Annotated in this window: 17 protein-coding genes; 4 read left to right on the top strand and 13 right to left on the bottom strand. The window is 65.8% G+C overall.

The window, feature by feature from the left end:
- Positions 1-17 precede the first annotated feature (17 nt).
- The 9 genes from H7F16_RS00505 to rlmJ all read right to left on the bottom strand — a co-directional run bounded on the left by H7F16_RS00505 (position 18) and on the right by rlmJ (position 7798).
- Positions 18-698 (bottom strand): type 1 glutamine amidotransferase, encoded by a 681-nt coding sequence (locus H7F16_RS00505; protein ID WP_185795599.1) that lies wholly within the window; start codon positions 696-698, stop codon positions 18-20.
- 133 nt (positions 699-831) lie between these two features.
- Positions 832-2169, bottom strand: coding sequence for a glutamine synthetase family protein (locus H7F16_RS00500; RefSeq protein WP_185795598.1), 1338 nt, complete (start codon positions 2167-2169; stop codon positions 832-834).
- A gap of 147 nt (positions 2170-2316) precedes the next feature.
- The gene (locus H7F16_RS00495; protein ID WP_185796588.1) at positions 2317-3144 is read right to left on the bottom strand and encodes an ABC transporter permease; all 828 of its coding nucleotides are present in this window, start codon (positions 3142-3144) and stop codon (positions 2317-2319) included.
- Between the two features lie 2 nt (positions 3145-3146).
- Complete coding sequence (locus H7F16_RS00490) at positions 3147-4028, bottom strand: ABC transporter permease (RefSeq protein ID WP_185795597.1); 882 nt, start codon at positions 4026-4028, stop codon at positions 3147-3149.
- 81 nt (positions 4029-4109) lie between these two features.
- Entirely contained in the window at positions 4110-4832 is a 723-nt protein-coding gene (locus tag H7F16_RS00485) for a transporter substrate-binding domain-containing protein (RefSeq protein WP_185795596.1), read from the bottom strand.
- A gap of 38 nt (positions 4833-4870) precedes the next feature.
- A complete protein-coding gene (locus tag H7F16_RS00480; protein ID WP_185795595.1) occupies positions 4871-5653 on the bottom strand; it encodes an ATP-binding cassette domain-containing protein in 783 nt (260 codons plus the stop codon).
- A 103-nt stretch (positions 5654-5756) separates the two neighbouring features.
- A complete protein-coding gene (locus H7F16_RS00475) occupies positions 5757-6527 on the bottom strand; it encodes a phosphate/phosphite/phosphonate ABC transporter substrate-binding protein (RefSeq protein ID WP_185795594.1) in 771 nt (256 codons plus the stop codon).
- Positions 6524-6961, bottom strand: a complete 438-nt coding sequence (locus H7F16_RS00470; RefSeq protein WP_185795593.1) for a tellurite resistance TerB family protein — start codon at positions 6959-6961, stop codon at positions 6524-6526. Before H7F16_RS00470 ends, H7F16_RS00475 begins: the two co-directional genes overlap by 4 nt.
- A 60-nt stretch (positions 6962-7021) precedes the next feature.
- The gene (gene rlmJ, locus H7F16_RS00465; protein WP_185795592.1) at positions 7022-7798 is read right to left on the bottom strand and encodes a 23S rRNA (adenine(2030)-N(6))-methyltransferase RlmJ; all 777 of its coding nucleotides are present in this window, start codon (positions 7796-7798) and stop codon (positions 7022-7024) included.
- Between the two features lie 274 nt (positions 7799-8072).
- On the opposite strand from rlmJ, the gene H7F16_RS00460 reads away from it, so the two are divergent.
- Positions 8073-8729 (top strand): TerC family protein, encoded by a 657-nt coding sequence (locus H7F16_RS00460; protein WP_185795591.1) that lies wholly within the window; start codon positions 8073-8075, stop codon positions 8727-8729.
- A 280-nt stretch (positions 8730-9009) separates the two neighbouring features.
- Here H7F16_RS00460 and H7F16_RS00455 read toward each other — a convergent pair whose 3' ends face one another.
- On the bottom strand, positions 9010-10653 hold the full coding sequence (locus H7F16_RS00455; protein WP_185795590.1) for a CTP synthase: 1644 nt from the start codon (positions 10651-10653) through the stop codon (positions 9010-9012).
- Between the two features lie 162 nt (positions 10654-10815).
- Complete coding sequence (secG, locus tag H7F16_RS00450; protein WP_185795589.1) at positions 10816-11187, bottom strand: preprotein translocase subunit SecG; 372 nt, start codon at positions 11185-11187, stop codon at positions 10816-10818.
- Positions 11188-11474: 287 nt separating this feature from the next.
- On the opposite strand from secG, the gene H7F16_RS00445 reads away from it, so the two are divergent.
- Together H7F16_RS00445 and H7F16_RS00440 are read left to right on the top strand one after the other, a co-directional pair.
- On the top strand, positions 11475-12767 hold the full coding sequence (locus tag H7F16_RS00445) for an adenylosuccinate synthase (protein ID WP_185795588.1): 1293 nt from the start codon (positions 11475-11477) through the stop codon (positions 12765-12767).
- A gap of 124 nt (positions 12768-12891) precedes the next feature.
- Entirely contained in the window at positions 12892-13128 is a 237-nt protein-coding gene (locus H7F16_RS00440; protein ID WP_185795587.1) for a DUF2842 domain-containing protein, read from the top strand.
- A 67-nt stretch (positions 13129-13195) separates the two neighbouring features.
- Here the strand turns inward: H7F16_RS00440 and H7F16_RS00435 are convergent, their stop codons facing one another.
- Positions 13196-15514, bottom strand: coding sequence for a hypothetical protein (locus tag H7F16_RS00435; protein WP_185795586.1), 2319 nt, complete (start codon positions 15512-15514; stop codon positions 13196-13198).
- A gap of 140 nt (positions 15515-15654) precedes the next feature.
- On the opposite strand from H7F16_RS00435, the gene H7F16_RS00430 reads away from it, so the two are divergent.
- Positions 15655-16338 carry a thiamine diphosphokinase gene (locus tag H7F16_RS00430; RefSeq protein WP_185795585.1) on the top strand — a complete coding sequence of 228 codons (684 nt, stop codon included), beginning with the start codon at positions 15655-15657 and terminating at the stop codon, positions 16336-16338.
- On the opposite strand, the gene H7F16_RS00425 is transcribed toward H7F16_RS00430, so the two are convergent.
- On the bottom strand, positions 16298-17302 hold the full coding sequence (locus tag H7F16_RS00425; RefSeq protein WP_338401930.1) for a DMT family transporter: 1005 nt from the start codon (positions 17300-17302) through the stop codon (positions 16298-16300). The genes H7F16_RS00430 and H7F16_RS00425 overlap by 41 nt on opposite strands.
- Between the last annotated feature and the right edge of the window lie 58 nt (positions 17303-17360).

Below are 17360 nucleotides of genomic sequence, written 5' to 3'. Positions count from 1 at the left end.
GCCGCGCCGGAAGGGGTTCAGGCGCGGGGTTCCTTGAAAAAGGCGGCGATGCGGGCCGCGATGCTTTTGTCTTGCAAGGGGTCGGTCAGGCGGGTTGCGGCCTTGGCCATCACCTCGTCCGGGACGACGCCTTTGCCCCGTGTCTTCATCAGCCCATCGACGAATTCGGGGCGGAATTCGGGATGGGCCTGCACCGTGAAGGCGCGGTCGTCATAAAGCAGTGCCGCGTTGGTGCAGAAATCGTTGCTGGCAATGACCTTGGCGCCCTTTGGCACCTCGACCACCTGATCGCGGTGCCATGCGTTCAGGGTCAGCGTCTCGCCGTCGAAATCGTAGTCCTGCGCGCCGACGGCCCAACCGCCCGCGTAGCGTTCGACCTTGCCGCCCATGGCTTGCGCCACGATCTGGTGACCAAAGCAGATTCCCACCACCGGCACATGGGCCGCGAAACTGTCGCGGATGAATTGCTCGAGCGGCGGGATCCATGCGTGGTCTTCATAGACCCCGTGGCGCGAGCCGGTGATGAGCCAGCCGTCGGCATCATGGACCGAGGCGGGAAATTCCCCCTCGACCACGCGCCAGGTGCGGAAGGTGAAACCATGCCCGCCCAGCAGGCGTGCGAACATGTCGGGATAATCGCCCATCTCGGGGGCGAGCATTTCGGGGGCGAGGCCAGTCTGCAGGATGCCGATGAGCATGGGTTTGCCTGATTGCCGATAGAAGAAAGGTAGTGTCTGCGCTGCACTTTCGGCAAGGGGGCTGATTTTTCGCAGAAAAATCGTTGCCCCCTTGGTCGGGCCCAACGAATTTTCTGCGAAAATTCAGGGCCCGTCAGACCGTGTCGAGGTAAAGCTCGACCCGTTCGGTTTCCGTGAGTTCCCCGATGTAGTGCAGTTCCTGCCGTTTGGTGTGGATCAGGTTCTTGATCAGCTCGGGGTGGATGAAGCGCGGCACGATCGGGCTTTGCTCGAGCGCGTCGATCGCGGCTTCCCAGCTGTCGGGAATCTGGGGCAGATCCTCGATCGCATAGGCGTTGCCGGTGATCGGGGCGGGGGGTTCCATCGCCTGCGTGATCCCGTCGAGTGCCGCGCCGAGGATGGCCGCAAGCATGAGATAGGGGTTCACGTCGCCGCCCGCCACGCGATGCTCGATCCGCCGTGCGCCGGGGTTGCCGGCAGGGATGCGGATGGCGGCGGTGCGGTTCTCGTAGCCCCAGCAGATCGAGGTGGGCGCATGTTTCCCCGGAACGAGGCGTTCGTAGCTGTTCTGGTGCGGCGCGAAGATCAGCGCGGAATCGTGCATGGCATTGAGGCACCCCGCCACCGCCGAGCGCAAGGTCGCCGTGCCCTTGGGGCCGCCGCTGTCAAAGACGTTGCGACCGTCTTCGTCGATCAGGCTGAAATGGGTGTGCAGGCCCGAGCCGGAGTATTCCGGATAGGGCTTGGCCATGAAGCTGGCGGCAAAGCCGTGGCGGCGGGCCAGACCTTTGACCAGCATCTTGAAGAACCATGCGTCGTCGGCGGCGCGCAGCGCGTCGTCGCAATGCATCAGGTTCACCTCGAACTGGCCGAGGCCGGTTTCCGAGGTGGTGGTGTCGGCGGGAATGTCCATCGCCTCGCAGGCATCGTAGAGGTCGGTGAAGAAGGTGTCGAAGGCGTCGAGCGCGCGGATCGAAAGCGTTTCGGCGGCCTTGCGGCGCTTGCCCGACCGGGGCGAGGCGGGGACCTGCATGGTCTTGCCCGAGTCGTCGATCAGGAAGAATTCAAGCTCCATCGCGACCACGGGGGTCAGACCGCGTTCCTTGAACTTCTCGACCACGGCGCGCAAGGCGTGGCGGGGGTCGCCCTCATACGGGGTGCCGTTTTCGCGGAACATCCAGATCGGCAGCAGCGCGGTGGGCGCCTCGAGCCAGGGCATGGGCATGAAGCCGCGTTCGGTGGGTTTGAGAACCCCGTCCTGATCGCCCTGTTCGAACACCAGCGGGCTGTCGTCGATATCCTCGCCCCAGATGTCGAGGTTCAGGACCGAGAACGGGAAACGGGTTCCGTTCTTCGTCACGTTTTCAGCGAAGCGGGCGGGCACGCGTTTGCCGCGCGCCTGTCCGTTCAAGTCGGCAGCGGCCACGCGGATGGTCCGCACGTCCGGGTGCTTTCTCAGCCAATCTTTCATCATCGTTCATAAGGCGGGGGAGCGATGTGCCCGGCCCCGGTCCTTCCCTTTGTGTTCGACCCTATTCCCATGCAGCCCCATGCCGCACTGCCACCCCTTGGGCGGACCCGGGCAAGACGCCCGAGGAATTTGATCAAATCTAGGCTACTATCGGATCAGTTGAGGACGCAAGCGAATTCTTGCGCGTTGGTTCGATGGCAGATGGCGGTTCAACCGCTTGTTCACGGCGTTGAAGGCAAAGGTCAGGGTCAGCGTCAGGCAGATGAAGTAAAAGCCCACGATGGGGTAGGGGATGAAGGGGTTGTAGGTCTTGTCGGCGAAATAGCTGGCGTAGTAGAGCGCGTCGCCCTGTTGGCGGAACGCGGGGAAACTGGAAAAGAACACCAGTGTCGTGGCGTGGAACAGGAAGATCGCCTCGTTCGTGTAGGCAGGCCAGCCCAAGCGCAGCATGGTGGGCCAGAGGATGCGGCGGAAGCGTTTGAAGCCGGTGATGCCATAGGCGTCGGCGGCTTCGAGATCGCCTTTTGGCACAGAGCGCAGCGCGCCGTAGAAGATTTCGGCCGAATAGGCGGCCGTGTTGAGGAACAGCACGACCAGCGCGCCACACCAGGCTTTTGTTAACCAATCTGTGTGGATCGTTACCCCGAGCAGGTCGATGCCGGATTTGGGAAGCAGCACAAAGGCCTGATATCCAAGGAAAAACTGGATGAACAACGGCGAGCCGCGGAAGGTGAAGATGAACCACTCGGCCGGTTTGCGCAGCCAGGGGCTGCGGGCGGATTTTGCCAGTGCCAGAGCGTTGGCCAGAAAGAACCCCGCAAAAAGCGCAAGCGCGCCGTAGTAGATGTTCCAGATCAGGCCCGAGCCGATGAGGGTGAACTGCTCGCACAGCGTGAAGCCGGTCTTGGGCAGCATCCGCTCGCCCAGACCGATCGAGCGGAAAGCATAGGCGGCGATGGTCTCGGCGCAGGTCATCGTCATGCGGCGGCCTTTCGCATCGCTTCGCCCGCCATCGTGGCCTGCCCGTGCGACAGGCGTGCCGTCAGGCGGCCCAGCACGATTTCCGAGACGCGGGTGAAGGCAAGGTAGAAGGCCAGAAGGAACAGGAAATACCACAGCCGCCAGTCGTCATGCGGGTAGGCGTAGCTGTCGGTCTTGGACCCGCCCAGTTCCTGCGCCCAGTAGACGATGTCGTTGACGCCGAGCAGGAACAGCAGCGGCGTGGCCTTGATGAGAATCAGCCACAGGTTGGACAGGCCGGGCAGGGCATAGACCCACATCTGCGGCACGAGGATGCGGCGGAACACCTGACGGTTGGACAGGCCATAGGCCTCGGCGGTTTCGAGCTGGGCGCGGGGGACGGCGTTCATCGCGCCGTAAAGGACGTTGGCGGTGAAAGCGCCGAAGACGATGGCAAAGGTCACCACGGCCAAGGCGAAGCCGTAGATCTGGTGAAAGATCTGCGGGGCGGAATTGGGCGGGATTTTCGCTTCAGGACAGACCTTGAATTCAAGGCCCGTGCGGATCGGTTCGGTCCAGTCGGGGCAGCGGATATAGTGCAGACCCGTCTCGAACGCCTGATCGAGGGCGATCACGAAGAACATGAAGAAGATGATATCGGGGATGCCGCGCACCATCAGCATATAGGCCTTGCCCAGCAGCGAGAGCGCGCGGCTGTGCGACCGCGCGGCGATGGCCCCCATGAAACCGAAGCCAAGCGCCACGGGGGCGGTGACGGCCAGAAGGATCAGGACGGTGCCGAAGCTGTAATAGAACAGAAGGTGCTTGCCCGATGTCAGGTAGCACAGCATCCAGTTGAACCCCGACAGGGTCGAGGGGTCTGCGCATTGGGAAAACATCGCACCTCGGGCCTGGGTTACGGGGGAAAGGGTGACGGGAAAAAGGGGAAACCGGCGCGGGGCCGGTTTCCCGAAAGATCATCAGAACAGGACGGCTTTGTCCTTGAACCACTTGGTGATCAGCTCGTTCAGCGAACCGTCGGCCTTCATTTCGCCGATGGCCTTGTCGAACTTGCCGGCCAGTTCGGTGTCGGACTGGCGGAAGGCCGCGCCCACGCCGCCGCCAAGCTGGACCTTGTCGACGATCTGAAGCTCGCCGTTCGACTGGGCCACGACAGGGTCGAGGAATTCGCTGTCGGCCAGAACGGCATCGGCTTCGCCATTGCGGACGGCGGCGACGGTTTCGTCGGGCGTCTTGAATTCCAGAAGCTGCGCGCCGGATTCGGCCACATGCGACGCCTGGATCGTGGCGGTCTGCGCGGCGACGACGCCGGCTTTCAGATCGACATCGGCGCTGGCTGCCACGTAGTACGAGGTGGCCGGCGGGTAGTAGTTCTGGGTGAAGAGGCGGTCGGCCTTGCGCTCTTCGGTGATCGACATGCCCGCCATGATGACGTCGAAGTTGCCCGAGTTCAGGTTGGGCATCATCGAATCCCAGTCGTTCTGCACGAATTCGCAGGTCAGTGCCGCGCGCTTGCAGATTTCGGTGCCGAGGTCGACTTCGAAGCCGTCGAGTTTGCCCGCGTCATTGACGAGGTTGTAGGGCGGGTACAGCCCTTCGGTGGCGATGCGGACAGTGTCTTGCGCGCTGGCGGCCATGCCGGACAGGGCGACAAGGGCTGTCGCAAGCATAAGTTTCTTCATGTGGTAGCTCCCCTTCGTTTTGGTCTTGGTCGTAGGTTTCAGGCCGAGGTGGCCGAGAGGAAACCGCGCAGACGGTCGGTCTGCGGGTTGCCGAACAAACGGTCCGGCGGACCCTCTTCTTCGATCTTGCCGCGATGCAGGAAGACCACATGGTCCGACACATCGGCGGCGAGTTTCATGTCATGCGTCACAAGGATCATCGTGCGCCCTTCTTCGGCAAGCGCCTTGATGACTTTTACAACTTCCTGCTCGAGTTCCGGATCCAGCGCCGAGGTGGGTTCGTCGAACAACAGGGCGCGGGGTTCCATGCACAGCGCACGGGCGATGGCGGCGCGTTGCTGCTGGCCGCCCGAAAGCTGCGCGGGCCAGGCATCGGCCTTGTCGGCGATGCCGACCTTGGCAAGGTATTTGCGCGCGGCGGCTTCAACCTCGGCCGGATCGCGTTTCAGCACGGTGACCGGGGCTTCCATGACGTTTTGCAGGATCGTCATGTGGGACCACAGGTTGAACTGCTGGAAAACCATCGACAGGTTGGTGCGCATCCGCGTGACCTGCGCGCGGTCGGAGGGGTGGCGGTTCAGCCCCTGCCCGCGCCAGCGGACGGCTTCGCCCTCGAACTCGATATCGCCTTCCTGGCTTTCCTCGAGCAGGTTGCAGCAGCGCAGCAGCGTCGACTTCCCCGACCCCGACGAGCCGATGAGGGACACGACATGACCACGCGGCGCGGTCAGGTCTACACCCTTCAGCACTTCGAGCGGGCCATAGCTCTTGTGCAGGTTGCGGATGCGGATAACGGGTGTGTCGGCGGTTGCGTCTGGCACTTAGGTCTGGATGTTGCTTTTTATGACAGTCGAGTAAGGCGCAGGTTCGGACGCTTTGCAACGCGCTTTGCGCGGGTTTGGGGCCGAGTCCGGCGGAATTTGATCATTTTTCCGGTGCAAGCGCATCGGGCGCGGGGGGAGTTGGCACCGCGAGATAAGTTTCGGCCGGAATGTAAACGATTCCCCTAAGACGCAGGGCGCTGGTTTGCGTTGCGTCAAGCTGGCCGATGGCCCCGGCAATGGCCTCGAAGATGCCGGCCGAGTCGCGGCCTGCCGCCGTGATGTAGGGCAGGCCGGGGGTCGGGTCGGTCAGGGCAATGCCGTGGACCGCGGCGGCTTGCGGATCGTGTTCGGCCAGCAGGGACCAGGTCACGGCGTCGAGCGCCGCAAGATCGGCGCGGCCTGTCGCAACGGCAGCAAGCGAGGCCGCGTGCGAGCCGGTTTGCACGCCTGCGCGAAGGGTGAGGCCAAGCTTGGCCGCGTGGGTCTGCGGTGCGGCCCAGCCCGATTGTGACATGGCGTCGTTGTAGGCAAGGGCGGCGCCGTCGAAATCGGCGAGGGTGCGGCGCGGGTCGTCGCGGCGCGCGATCAGGACCGAACGGTAATAGCCCGGCGGGCAGCCCCCGACCCCGAAATCGGGGGTGCCGACAAGCTGGACCCGACCGTGCAGTTTCGCGCGGAAGGGAAAGCCGCAGGTCTGCGACAGCAGCAGGGAAGGGTCGGTCCATTGCGGCATCAACTCGGCATCGTCCCGGCGCAGGAATTGCGGTGCGTCGATGCCGCGCGCGATCAGGCCTGCACGGATGAGCGACCAGTAACGGTCTGTCGCCGCACGGTTTTCCGCGCGGTCATACATGGGAAGGGCGGCGATCATGCGCGCTCGGCCCTTTTGCGGGCAAGGTTCGATTCCACATCGGAAAGGCCGAGAAGCGAGGCGACCATGCGCAACAGCCGGTCTTCCTCGGCGTCGCGCAGGCCATCGGACAGGGCGACGGACCACATGGCCTGCATCAGGGCGGAGCGGTCCTCGAGGTCGGTCGCGGCCTTGATGGCGCGGGTGAAGCGGACGGTATCGGGGGCTTCCGCCTCGAGCGTTTCGGCGTCCGAGCGCAGGCGCGCGGCCTCGAACGGGCCGAGGTGGTGGCGGGCCATCAGGATACGGTCGATGTTCTCGACCTCTTCGGCCGAATAGAGACCATCGGTTTTGGCGATGCGCACGAGCAGCGCCGCCAAGGCAAGGCGGGCATCGGGTTCGGGCAGGCGGGACGGGGCGGGGGCCAGAAGGCCGCGCAGGAGATGTTCGAACATGGCCCGAGGATAGGCCGCGCTTCGGGGCGGGGCAAGCCGTGGCGGGTCACGCCTGCGGGATCAGAGGGTCTTGTAGAGCGCGGAAAGGGCGGCGGCTTCGGCCTCGATCCCGTAGGGCGGGTTGAGGATCCACATGCCGGTGCCGATCATCTTGTGCCCGTCGCGGACGGGGGGGAAGCGGAGTTCGTGGCGGAAACTGTCGGGGTGGGCGGCCATCAGCTCGCGCAGCATGGGGGTATGGGGGCCGTCGACAAGTATTGGATACCAAAGGGCAATCGTGCCGACGTTCCATTTGCGGGCGATCTGGCCGACGAGTTTGGGAAGGGTCTGGTAGTCGGTCTTGACCTCGTAGGAGGGGTCGATCAGCAGCAGCCCGCGGCGCGGGGTGGGCGGGGTGAGGGCAAGGGCCATTTCGAGACCGTCGCGCTTTTCGATGTGCAGGCCCCACTGGCCCATCGCGCGGGTCAGGGCGGCGTGTTCCTGCGGGTGCAATTCGGCCAGATGGATCGCATCGGTTTCGCGCAAGCCGAGCGCCGCGACGAGGGGCGAGCCGGGATAGGCGTTCGGGCCAAAGAGCGCGCGGGTCTGGGCAAGGCGCTGCCGGTAGGGGTGGTCGGGCGGAAACCGCTGTTCCAGAAGGGAAATTCCGGCCGCCGCCTCGCCCGTCTTTGCGGCCTCGGGGGCGGTCAGGTCATAGACGCCGCGGCCTGCGTGGGTTTCGATGTAGCTGAGCGGCTTGTCCTTGCGGGTCATGTAATCGAGCATGAAGGCCAGAAGCGCGTGCTTCTGGACATCGGCCAGATTCCCGGCGTGGTAGATGTGCTGGTAGGAGAGCATGCCGCTTGGCTAACCTGTTGCGGGCGTTGGATCAAGCGGGCTTGGGCGGCGGTTGGCGTTAGCTGTCTGTTATGGGGCGCGGATGCACAGGGGATGCAGACGCGGGGCAAGCGGGCTTAAGCCTTTGTCAGGACATTCCGCCACCGTGGATGCGGCGGGCCGAACCCGAAGCGGCGGGGTTGCGGGGCGGGGTGGCGCGCCCCATGTCGTCCAGGCGGTTGCCGAAAGCGCGGTCATTGCGTAGGGATGCTGCGGAAGCTTGGATGAGGGTCTTATGGAAATCTTTACGCTCGCCGGATTGACCGCCTTGGCGCAGGTCATCGCCATCGACCTTGTTCTGGCGGGCGACAATGCCATCGTCATCGGCCTTGCGGCGGCAGGTCTGCCCAAGGAGATGCGCACCAAGGCCATTCTGGTCGGCATCATCGCGGCGACCGTGCTGCGGATCATCTTTGCCACGGTGACGACCTATCTGATGGCGATGACGGGCCTGCTGCTGGCGGGGGGCATCCTGCTTCTGTGGGTCTGCTGGAAGATGTGGCGCGAGCTGCGCGAGGGGCATGGCAACGACAATGCCGCCGAAGAGGCGCTGACGGGCACCGATCTGAACGCCGATGGCACGGTGGGCGGCGGGCCGAAGAAAACCTTCCGGCAGGCGGCGATCCAGATCGTCGTGGCCGATGTGTCGATGAGCCTCGACAACGTGCTGGCAGTGGCGGGGGCGGCGCGGGAACATCCCACGGTGCTGGTGGTGGGGCTGATCCTGTCCATCGCGCTGATGGGTCTGGCCGCGAGTTTCGTGGCGCGCTTGCTGAACAAGCACCGCTGGATCGCCTATGTCGGGCTTGCCATCATCTTCTATGTGGCGCTGCGCATGATCTGGGAGGGCTGGCATCAGGTGCAGCCCGTGGTGCTGTCGTCGCTGGGCTGAACCCCTCGGCTGCGCCAAAGATCGGGAATTGCAGGGAAGGCGGTCCGGTGGGGCCGCCTTTTGCGCTTTCTACGGCGTGTTGACCACGGGGGAGCAAAGCCCGGTGACCGCGTTCCGAGCGGGGCGAAGGGCGATTTCTGTCGCAGAAATCGCGGCGGAATTTGACGCAAATTCCGCGGTTCGACCGTCGGGTCGGTCTGGTGGTGTCTTCAACAGGCGACCGCCGGTCGGCACCGTTTCCTGCGTCAGGAAACGGCGCGAAATCTGCGTCAGATTTCGCTTAGACCAGACGGCTCACCTCGACCGCGGCGCGGACGAAATCGGCGAACAGCGGGTGGGGGGCGAAGGGTTTCGACTTCAGCTCGGGGTGGAACTGGACACCGATGAACCACGGGTGATCCTTGACCTCGACGATCTCGGGCAGGCGGCCGTCGGGGGACATGCCCGAGAAGATCAGCCCGCAATTTTCCAGCTTGTCGCGGTATTGGATGTCCACCTCGTAGCGGTGGCGGTGGCGTTCCTCGATGGTGGTCGTGCCATAGACGCCGGCCACTTTGGAGCCGGGGGTCAGGCTGGCTGTATAGGCGCCCAGCCGCATCGTGCCGCCCTTGTCGTCAGACAGCTTGCGGGCGACGACATGGTTGCCCTGCACCCATTCCTTGAGGTGGTAGACCACGGGGGTAAAGCGTTTCTCGCCCGCCTCGACGTCGAATTCCTCGGAGCCTGCGTTCTTCATGCCCACAAGGTTGCGCGCGCTTTCGATCACGGCCATCTGCATGCCGAGGCAGATGCCGAGATAGGGGATCTTCTTTTCGCGGGCGAATTGCGCGGCCTTGATCTTGCCTTCGGTGCCGCGTTCGCCAAAGCCGCCGGGGACGAGGATGGCGTGGAAGTTTTCCAGATAGGGGGCGGGGTCTTCGCGTTCGAAGATTTCGGCGTCGATCCATTCGGCCTTGACGCGGGTGCGGTTGGCCATGCCGCCGTGGGTCAGCGCCTCGGCGATGGATTTGTAGGCGTCTTCGAGCTGGGTGTATTTGCCGACGATGGCGACGCGGACCGTGCCTTCGGCATGGGTCAGGCGGTCCATCACGTCTTCCCAGCGGGCGAGGTTGGGCTTGGGCGCGGGGGTGATGCCGAAGGCGTCAAGCACCGCCTGGTCAAGGCCCGCGCGGTGATAGGCAAGGGGCGCTTCGTAGATGGTTTTCAGGTCATAGGCAGGAATGACCGAGTCCTTGCGGACGTTGCAGAAGAGGGCGATCTTTTCCCGCTCGCGGTCCGGGATCGGGTGTTCGGATCGGCAGACCAGCACATCGGGGGCGAGGCCGATGGATTGCAGCTCTTTCACCGAGTGCTGGGTGGGTTTCGTTTTCAGCTCGCCCGAGGCCGCCAGATAGGGCAGCAGCGTCAGGTGCATCAGGATCGACTGGCCGCGCGGGCGTTCGTGGATAAACTGGCGGATCGCCTCGAAGAAGGGCAGACCCTCGATGTCGCCCACGGTGCCGCCGATTTCGCAGAGCATGAAATCGACCTCGTCATCGCCGATGCGGAGGAAGTTCTTGATCTCGTTGGTGACGTGGGGAATGACCTGGATCGTCTTGCCGAGGTAGTCGCCGCGGCGCTCTTTCTCCAGCACGTTGGAATAGATGCGGCCGGAGGAGATGCTGTCGGTCTGGCGGGCCGAGACGCCGGTGAAGCGTTCGTAATGGCCAAGGTCGAGGTCGGTTTCGGCGCCGTCGTCGGTGACGAAAACCTCGCCATGTTCGAAGGGCGACATCGTGCCGGGGTCGACGTTGAGGTAGGGGTCGAGTTTGCGCAGGCGGACGGTGTAGCCGCGGGCCTGCAAGAGCGCACCGAGGGCGGCGGAGGCGAGACCCTTGCCGAGGGAGGAGACGACGCCGCCTGTGATGAAGATATAGCGTGCCATCGGTAAACTCCCGTGTTGGTTCAATCGGTGCGATCGAGCGGCGATTCGGGGCGCGGGAATCGCATCATCACGGGAGACAAGCTGTAACGCAGCTTTCGGCCGCGCGCAACCTGACCGCTAGATGCAGTCCCTGGCCGGAAAAGCTACCCAATGAATGGTGGTTTAGTTGCTGTTCGCCGGGGGCGGGGCGAGCGGAGCGTCGGCGGGTTGCGGGGGCAGCAGGTCGGTGCCGAGCGGCGCGTCGGTCGGGGCGGGTGCGGCAGGCGCGTCGATGCCGGCCTGATCGAGGACCGAGCCGGACCCCGCTTTCTGCGCGGCGAGGACGGTCAGCGTGACCGAGGTTGCGATGAAGCAGACGGCAAAGACCCATGTCAGTTTCGCAAGCGCGCTGGCGGCACCGCGTCCGGTCATGACGGAATTGCCGCCGCCACCGCCGCCCATGCCCAGACCGCCACCTTCCGACCGCTGCAACAGCACCACGCCGATCAGGAGAAGGGCGAGGATCAGGTGGATCGTGAGGATGACGTTTTCCATTGGGCCGCTTTTTGCTCGGAACTGACGCGCCTATCTAGGCGGAAGGGGGCAGGGGTGCAAGCCCCTAGCGGGGAAAGGGGGGGCTCGCCCCCCCCTCTTGCCGCAGGCGGCAATTCACCCCCCGAGGATATTTGGGGCAAGAGGAACGGGGGGAGTGATAGGGGGAAGGGCGCGGGCGGGGCGGGCTGCGGCGCGCCCGTGCGGCGGGCGGCGGTTTTGCCTTTCCCTTGCGGGGGCGGGCGGCTATAGGACGCACGGTTTCAGCGAACCCTTGAAAGGAATCCTTCATGGCCAATGTCGTCGTCGTGGGCGCCCAGTGGGGCGACGAGGGGAAGGGCAAGATCGTCGATTGGCTCTCGGAGCGGGCCGATGTGATCGCGCGCTTCCAGGGCGGGCACAATGCGGGCCATACGCTGGTGATCGACGGCAATGTCTACAAGCTGTCGCTGCTGCCTTCGGGGATCGTGCGCGGGGGCAAGCTTTCCGTCATCGGCAACGGGGTGGTGCTGGACCCCTGGGCGCTGCTGTCGGAGATCGAGAAGCTGCGCGGGCAGGGTGTGACGGTCGATCCCGACAACCTGATGATTGCCGAGAACACGCCGCTGATCCTGCCGGTGCATGGCGAGCTGGACCGTGCGCGCGAAGGCCAGACGGGGGTGGCCAAGATCGGCACCACGGGGCGCGGCATCGGGCCGGCCTATGAGGACAAGGTGGGGCGGCGCACGATCCGTGTGGCCGACCTTGCCGACGAGGCGACGCTGGATCTGCGCATCGGGCGGTTGCTTGGCCATCATAACGCGCTGCGGGCGGGGCTGGGCCTTGGTCCGGTCGATCCGGTGGCGCTGAAGGCGCAGCTTTTAGAGGTCGCGCCGAAGATCCTGCCCTATGCCAAGCCCGTGTGGAAGGTGATGCACGACGCCCGCCGCGCCGGAAAGCGCATCTTGTTCGAGGGGGCGCAAGGGTCGCTGCTCGACGTGGATTTCGGCACCTATCCCTATGTCACCAGTTCCAACACGCTTGCGGGCATGGCCGCCACGGGCACGGGGCTGGGGCCGACGGCGGTGGATTTCGTGCTGGGGATCGTGAAGGCCTATACGACGCGCGTGGGCGAGGGGCCGTTTCCGACCGAGCTGTTCGACGCCGATGGCGAGCGTCTGGGCGAGCGGGGGCATGAATTCGGCACCGTGACCGGGCGCAAGCGGCGCTGCGGCTGGTTCGATGCGGTGCTGGTGCGCCAGACCTGCGCGACGAGCGGGGTTTCGGGGATCGCGCTGACCAAGCTTGACGTGCTGGACGGGTTCGAGACGCTGAAGATCTGCGTGGGCTACGAGCTGGACGGGCAGAAGCTGGATTACCTGCCGACGGCGGCCAACCTTCAGGCGCGGGTCAAGCCGATCTACGAGGAGATGGAAGGCTGGCAGGAGTCGACCGCAGGTGCGCGGTCCTGGGCCGACCTGCCGGGTGCCGCGATCAAATATGTGCGGCGGATCGAGGAACTGATCCAGTGCCCGGTGGCGATGCTGTCGACCAGCCCCGAGCGGGATGACACGATCCTTGTGACCGATCCTTTCGCGGATTGATCGGGCGCGGACTGATCGGGCGCGGACTGATCGGGCGCCGACGGATCGGACACCGACAGATCGGGCGCGAATTGATGCGCGGGCCTGCCGCGCTATCTGCGGCGGGCATCGAAAGGAAAGCGGAATGGCATTGGGTTACAAGACGCGGCGGCGGCTTTCGCTGCTGATCCTGCTGGTGGGTTTGCCGCTCTACATCGTGGTGGCGGTCAAGGCGGTGAGCCTGTTCGAGCGTCCGTCGATCTGGGTGGAATTGCTGGTCTATGTCGCTTTGGGCGTGGTCTGGGCGCTGCCGTTCAAATTCGTGTTCAAGGGGATAGGTCAGGCCGACCCCGACGCGCCGGAGAACGGGACGCGGAAATGAGAAAAGGCGGACGGGGTGACCCGTCCGCCTTTTCCGTCAGGATGCGGGTGGCAGCCCCGCGCCTGTGTCACGAAAGGTCTTTGGCCCTTGCATGGAAGGGCGATGCTTCGGTCAGCGTGAACTGGCCGCGACGGACCTTGACGAGGTGGCCGTCGCGCAGAAGCGTGCCGAAGACGCGCAGGGCATCTTCGCGCAGAGTCTCGATCTGCGGAATCATGTCGGACATCTGCCGCATCAGTTGCGGGCGGGTGAAGTGCGGGCGGTTCAGCACGCAGGTCAGGTAGGCGGCGGCGGCCTCCATCATGTCGCGCATCGAAGTCGCGCCGAGGCTTTCGGCAAAGTCGCGGAACGCGTGCTTTGCGCCCTGCGGGTCGACGAGTCCTTCGGGCTGGCCTTCGGCGGCGATGTCGTCGGCGAGGGCATCTTCGAGGTCGAGGTCGAGGTCCAGATCGTCGATGTCGCCCGCGTCATAGGCCTGCGCCTGCATGGCAAGGCCAGAGCCCGAGCTGCTGACGCGGCGCGGGCGGACGGGCTGGGCGATGGCGGGGGCCGATGTCGTGGCGGCGGCAGGGATCGGCCCGCCCGGCGGGCGGGGCCGGTCGATGCGTTGTTCCGAGACGAGGACGAGGGGGGCGGGGCGCTCTCCTGCCGGTTTCGGCGGGGTGGGCGTGCCACCCGGAAGGGCGGAGCGGACGACCATTGCCAGATCGTTGCGATAGCGCGCGATCCGCGAGGGTTCGGGGCTGGGCTTGGTTTCGCCCGCGCGGCGTTCGGCGACGGTCTGGGCGACCGCCGCTTTCAGATGCGCGATGGCAGAACGGCGGCGCTTGGTCTCTTCGCCTTCCATTTCGGTATCGGCCTGCGCCATGAGGCGGCTGACCGCATCCTCGGCTGACGGGTCGTCGCCGAAGGGGTTGGCCGAAGCGCGGGCGCCCAGTGCGGAGGTGTCCTGTGCGGCGGTGTCCTGTGCGGCGGTGTCCTGTGCGGGAGTGTCTTGCGCGTCGAGACCGGCGAGTTCGCGTTCGAGATCAAGCTCGGCCTCGGGCGAAAGCGGGGCGGCGGCGGGCGCGGTGTCGGCGGGCGCGGCATCGGAGATATCCGAGCGGCGGATGCGGATGACGCGCGCACGGGCGCGTTGCAGCTTGTCGGCGGCACCGGGGCGCAGTTCGAGCGGCGCTTCGGCTTTGGCGGCGGTCAGGGCCGGTGCGGGGGTGTCGTCCTCGAAATCCGGTTGCAGGGCGGCGAGGGAGGGTTCGTCGGCCTCGTCGGCAAGGTCGGCTTCGGCGAAGATGTCGTCGAGGTCGTCTTCGTCGTCGGAGGTGACTTTGGCGGCGCTTGCGGTTTCGGTTTCGGCTTCCGCTTCGGCGAAGGTGGACGGGGCGGGGGCCTCGGCGTCGAGATCCTCGGCAAAGTCGAGCATGTGCCCCGATTGTCCGGCAAGGGCCGCGACGAGGGATTCGGGCAGGTCGCCGGATTCGGGAAGGTCGTCTTCGGCGGCGTCTTCGGGCAGGTCGGCAGTTTCGGCGGCGCGGTCTTCGGGCAGCGGGTCGAGGCTGGCGAGGATGGCGGCGACGAGGGGCTGGTCGGCTTCGGCCCCGGCCTCAGCGGCGACGGGGGACTGGTCGGCTTCGGCCTCGGCCTCAGCGGCGACGGGGGTATCTGCGGCGGGTGCTTCGGCGGCGGCCGGATGCGCGGGGGGGGGCGCGTCGACCGTGTCGGCGGTGACGGGCCGGGGTTCGGCATCGGCATCGGCCATGAAGGCGGCCTGTGCGGCGGCGGCGGTGCCGGCCGTGTCGATCGCATCCTCGACATAGTCGGGAAGGACGACGGTTTCGCGGCTGGCAGGGCCGGGCACGGGAACGGCGGGGCTTTCCTGTTGCGCGGCGACTTCGGAGCGCAGGCGCAGCAGGCGTTCCGCGATGGATTCGGGTGCTGCGGAAGCGGGCGCGGCGTCGGCGGCGGGTTGTGCGGCGGGGGAAGCGACGGCGGCGACCGACGGGGCCGGAGCGGCAGCGACCATAGCGGGGGCTGCGGCAGCGACCATAGCGGGCGCTGCGGCGGCGACCACAGCGGGGGCTTCTGCGACGGCGGGGGCGACGGCGGGCCGTTCGGCGGGTGCGGCGGTGCTGTCACCGGTGGCGCGCAGCACGATGCCGTTTTCCTGCACCTTGGCATCGACGCGGCGCTGCACCTCGCGTTCGGCGATGCGGTGCAGCATTGCGGCATCGGGCGTGGGCGGTTCGGCGCCGAAATAGCGGTCTTCTGCGGCAAGGTCGCGGAAATACTCGGCAATGGCACGCATCGTGTTGAAAGGGTCGTCAAACCCTTCCAACGTACAAGAGAAGGTCCCGTAGGAGACCGTGAGGATCTTACTCGCACCGATCATCGGATGCTTGCCTTCCACCAACTTCGCCGCTTCACATCACCTGACCGGCCGATCCTTTTCATGGACAGACTGGGGTGATTTGAAGGATTGATTATGGCCCAAGCCCAGCCCACCTGCCTTATTCGAGAGACAGTATCACCATGAATCGGCCTATTGTCCAATCCCGAGATGGGATCACGCTGGTGGGCGGGGGGCCGGTTTCCAAGGCGGAACTGGCGCTGGCGCTGCGCATCGCGCCGCGGATCGTTGCGGCCGATGGCGGCGCGGACCGGGTGCTGGCGGCAGGTCTGATGCCCGAGGCGGTGGTCGGGGATTTCGATTCGATCTCGGCCCATGCGCGGGGCGTCATTCCGGCCGGGCGGCAGCATGTGATCGCCGAACAGGCGACGACGGATTTCGACAAGGCGCTGCGGTCGGTCGATGCGCCCTTCGTGCTGGCGCTGGGCTTTGCGGGGGCGCGGATCGACCACGGGCTTGCGGTGCTGAACGGGATGGTGCGGCAGGCCGAGCGGGTCTGCCTGCTGATCGGGCCGCGTGACGTGGTGTTCCACGCGCCCGCGCGGCTTGATCTGCGGTTGCGGGTGGGCGACCGGCTGTCGCTGTTTCCGATGCGCGAGGTGACGGGGCGCAGCGCGGGGCTGGAATGGCCCATCGACGGCATCGGCTTTGCGCCCGACGGGATGATCGGCACCTCGAACCGCGTGGTCTCGTCCCGCGTGCGGCTCGAGATGGACGGGGCGGGGATGCTGGTGATCCTGCCGCGCGGACGGCTTGGCGCGGCGCTTACGGCACTTCGACCGGAATGGACGCCTCGCGCTGCTTGAGGGCGGCGGTGCTGCGCTCGCGGTGGATGATATAGAGACCCGACGAGGTGATGACCGCGATCCCCGCCCATGTCAGCGCGTTGGGGAAATCGGAGAAGATCAGGTAGCCGAGGATGACCGAGGCGATGATCTCGGTGTAGTGCAGCGGGGCAAGGGTCGCCGAGGGCGCGAATTTCAGCGCGTAGGTCATGCACATATGCGACACCGCCGCCCAGAAGCCCACGCCGAAGAGCCAGAGCCAGTTGATGCCCGCAGGCATGACCGGATCGAGCGGCGCGATCCCCGACCCGTCGAAGAACACCATCACCGGCAGGCAGAGCGCCATCCCTGCAACCGAGGTGTGCAGCTGCATGGCGACGGGGTGGATCATGGTCGACATGGCGCGGGTGACCAGCATGTAGAAGGCAAAGGCAAAGGCCGTGCCGAGCGGCCAGAGCGCCACGAGGCCGAAGGCGGCAAGCGAGGGCTGGATGACCAGAAGCGCGCCCGCAAAGCCCACGATGCTGGCCATGATGCGGCGGGGGCCGACCTCGTCGCCGAAGATCAGGTAGCCGAGGATGAGCAGCACGAAGGGTTCGACGAAGGCGATGGCCAGCGCATCGGCCAGCGGCATCACCGCGATCCCCGAGACGAAGGAGAAGGTCGACAGCATCAGGAAGAAGGCGCGCAGCAGGACAAGCCCCGCCACGCGCGACGGGATGCGCCAGGGCAGGCGCATGACCAGAAGCACCGGAAGCATCAGCGCGCCCTGCACGATGAAGCGGGCGGTGGTGATCTGGCCCACGGGCATCCCCGCCTCGGCCGCGAGTTTCGACGAGACGTCGAGGAGCGGTGCCAGAACGCAGAAGGAAAGCATCAGCGCCACACCGGGAAGGATGCGGTCGGTGGTGCTGGCCGTGGTGCTGGCCGGGGCGCTGGCAGAGGCGCGGGCGGCGGGGCGGGTCGGGGCGGGTGCGGATGTCATACTGTCGCCCTAGCGGGCGGGGCGGCATGCGTCCATTCCGAAAGCGACAGGGATGCGG

The organism is Paragemmobacter straminiformis (genome assembly GCF_014243445.1).
In the GTDB taxonomy this organism is placed as follows: Bacteria; Pseudomonadota; Alphaproteobacteria; order Rhodobacterales; family Rhodobacteraceae; genus Paragemmobacter; species Paragemmobacter straminiformis.
This window is presented reverse-complemented; position numbering and strand designations above follow the sequence as displayed.

Coding starts and splice junctions, on each gene's coding strand:
- rlmJ (WP_185795592.1), bottom strand. CDS start 7,798: ATGCTCTCCTACCAGCACATCTACCACGCCGGGAATCTGGCCGATGTC.
- H7F16_RS00500 (WP_185795598.1), bottom strand. CDS start 2,169: ATGAAAGATTGGCTGAGAAAGCACCCGGACGTGCGGACCATCCGCGTG.
- H7F16_RS00460 (WP_185795591.1), top strand. CDS start 8,073: ATGGAAATCTTTACGCTCGCCGGATTGACCGCCTTGGCGCAGGTCATC.
- H7F16_RS00475 (WP_185795594.1), bottom strand. CDS start 6,527: ATGATCGCCGCCCTTCCCATGTATGACCGCGCGGAAAACCGTGCGGCG.
- H7F16_RS00505 (WP_185795599.1), bottom strand. CDS start 698: ATGCTCATCGGCATCCTGCAGACTGGCCTCGCCCCCGAAATGCTCGCC.
- H7F16_RS00445 (WP_185795588.1), top strand. CDS start 11,475: ATGGCCAATGTCGTCGTCGTGGGCGCCCAGTGGGGCGACGAGGGGAAG.
- H7F16_RS00425 (WP_338401930.1), bottom strand. CDS start 17,302: ATGACATCCGCACCCGCCCCGACCCGCCCCGCCGCCCGCGCCTCTGCC.
- H7F16_RS00490 (WP_185795597.1), bottom strand. CDS start 4,028: ATGTTTTCCCAATGCGCAGACCCCTCGACCCTGTCGGGGTTCAACTGG.
- H7F16_RS00440 (WP_185795587.1), top strand. CDS start 12,892: ATGGCATTGGGTTACAAGACGCGGCGGCGGCTTTCGCTGCTGATCCTG.
- H7F16_RS00495 (WP_185796588.1), bottom strand. CDS start 3,144: ATGACCTGCGCCGAGACCATCGCCGCCTATGCTTTCCGCTCGATCGGT.
- secG (WP_185795589.1), bottom strand. CDS start 11,187: ATGGAAAACGTCATCCTCACGATCCACCTGATCCTCGCCCTTCTCCTG.
- H7F16_RS00470 (WP_185795593.1), bottom strand. CDS start 6,961: ATGTTCGAACATCTCCTGCGCGGCCTTCTGGCCCCCGCCCCGTCCCGC.
- H7F16_RS00485 (WP_185795596.1), bottom strand. CDS start 4,832: ATGAAGAAACTTATGCTTGCGACAGCCCTTGTCGCCCTGTCCGGCATG.
- H7F16_RS00430 (WP_185795585.1), top strand. CDS start 15,655: ATGAATCGGCCTATTGTCCAATCCCGAGATGGGATCACGCTGGTGGGC.
- H7F16_RS00435 (WP_185795586.1), bottom strand. CDS start 15,514: ATGATCGGTGCGAGTAAGATCCTCACGGTCTCCTACGGGACCTTCTCT.
- H7F16_RS00455 (WP_185795590.1), bottom strand. CDS start 10,653: ATGGCACGCTATATCTTCATCACAGGCGGCGTCGTCTCCTCCCTCGGC.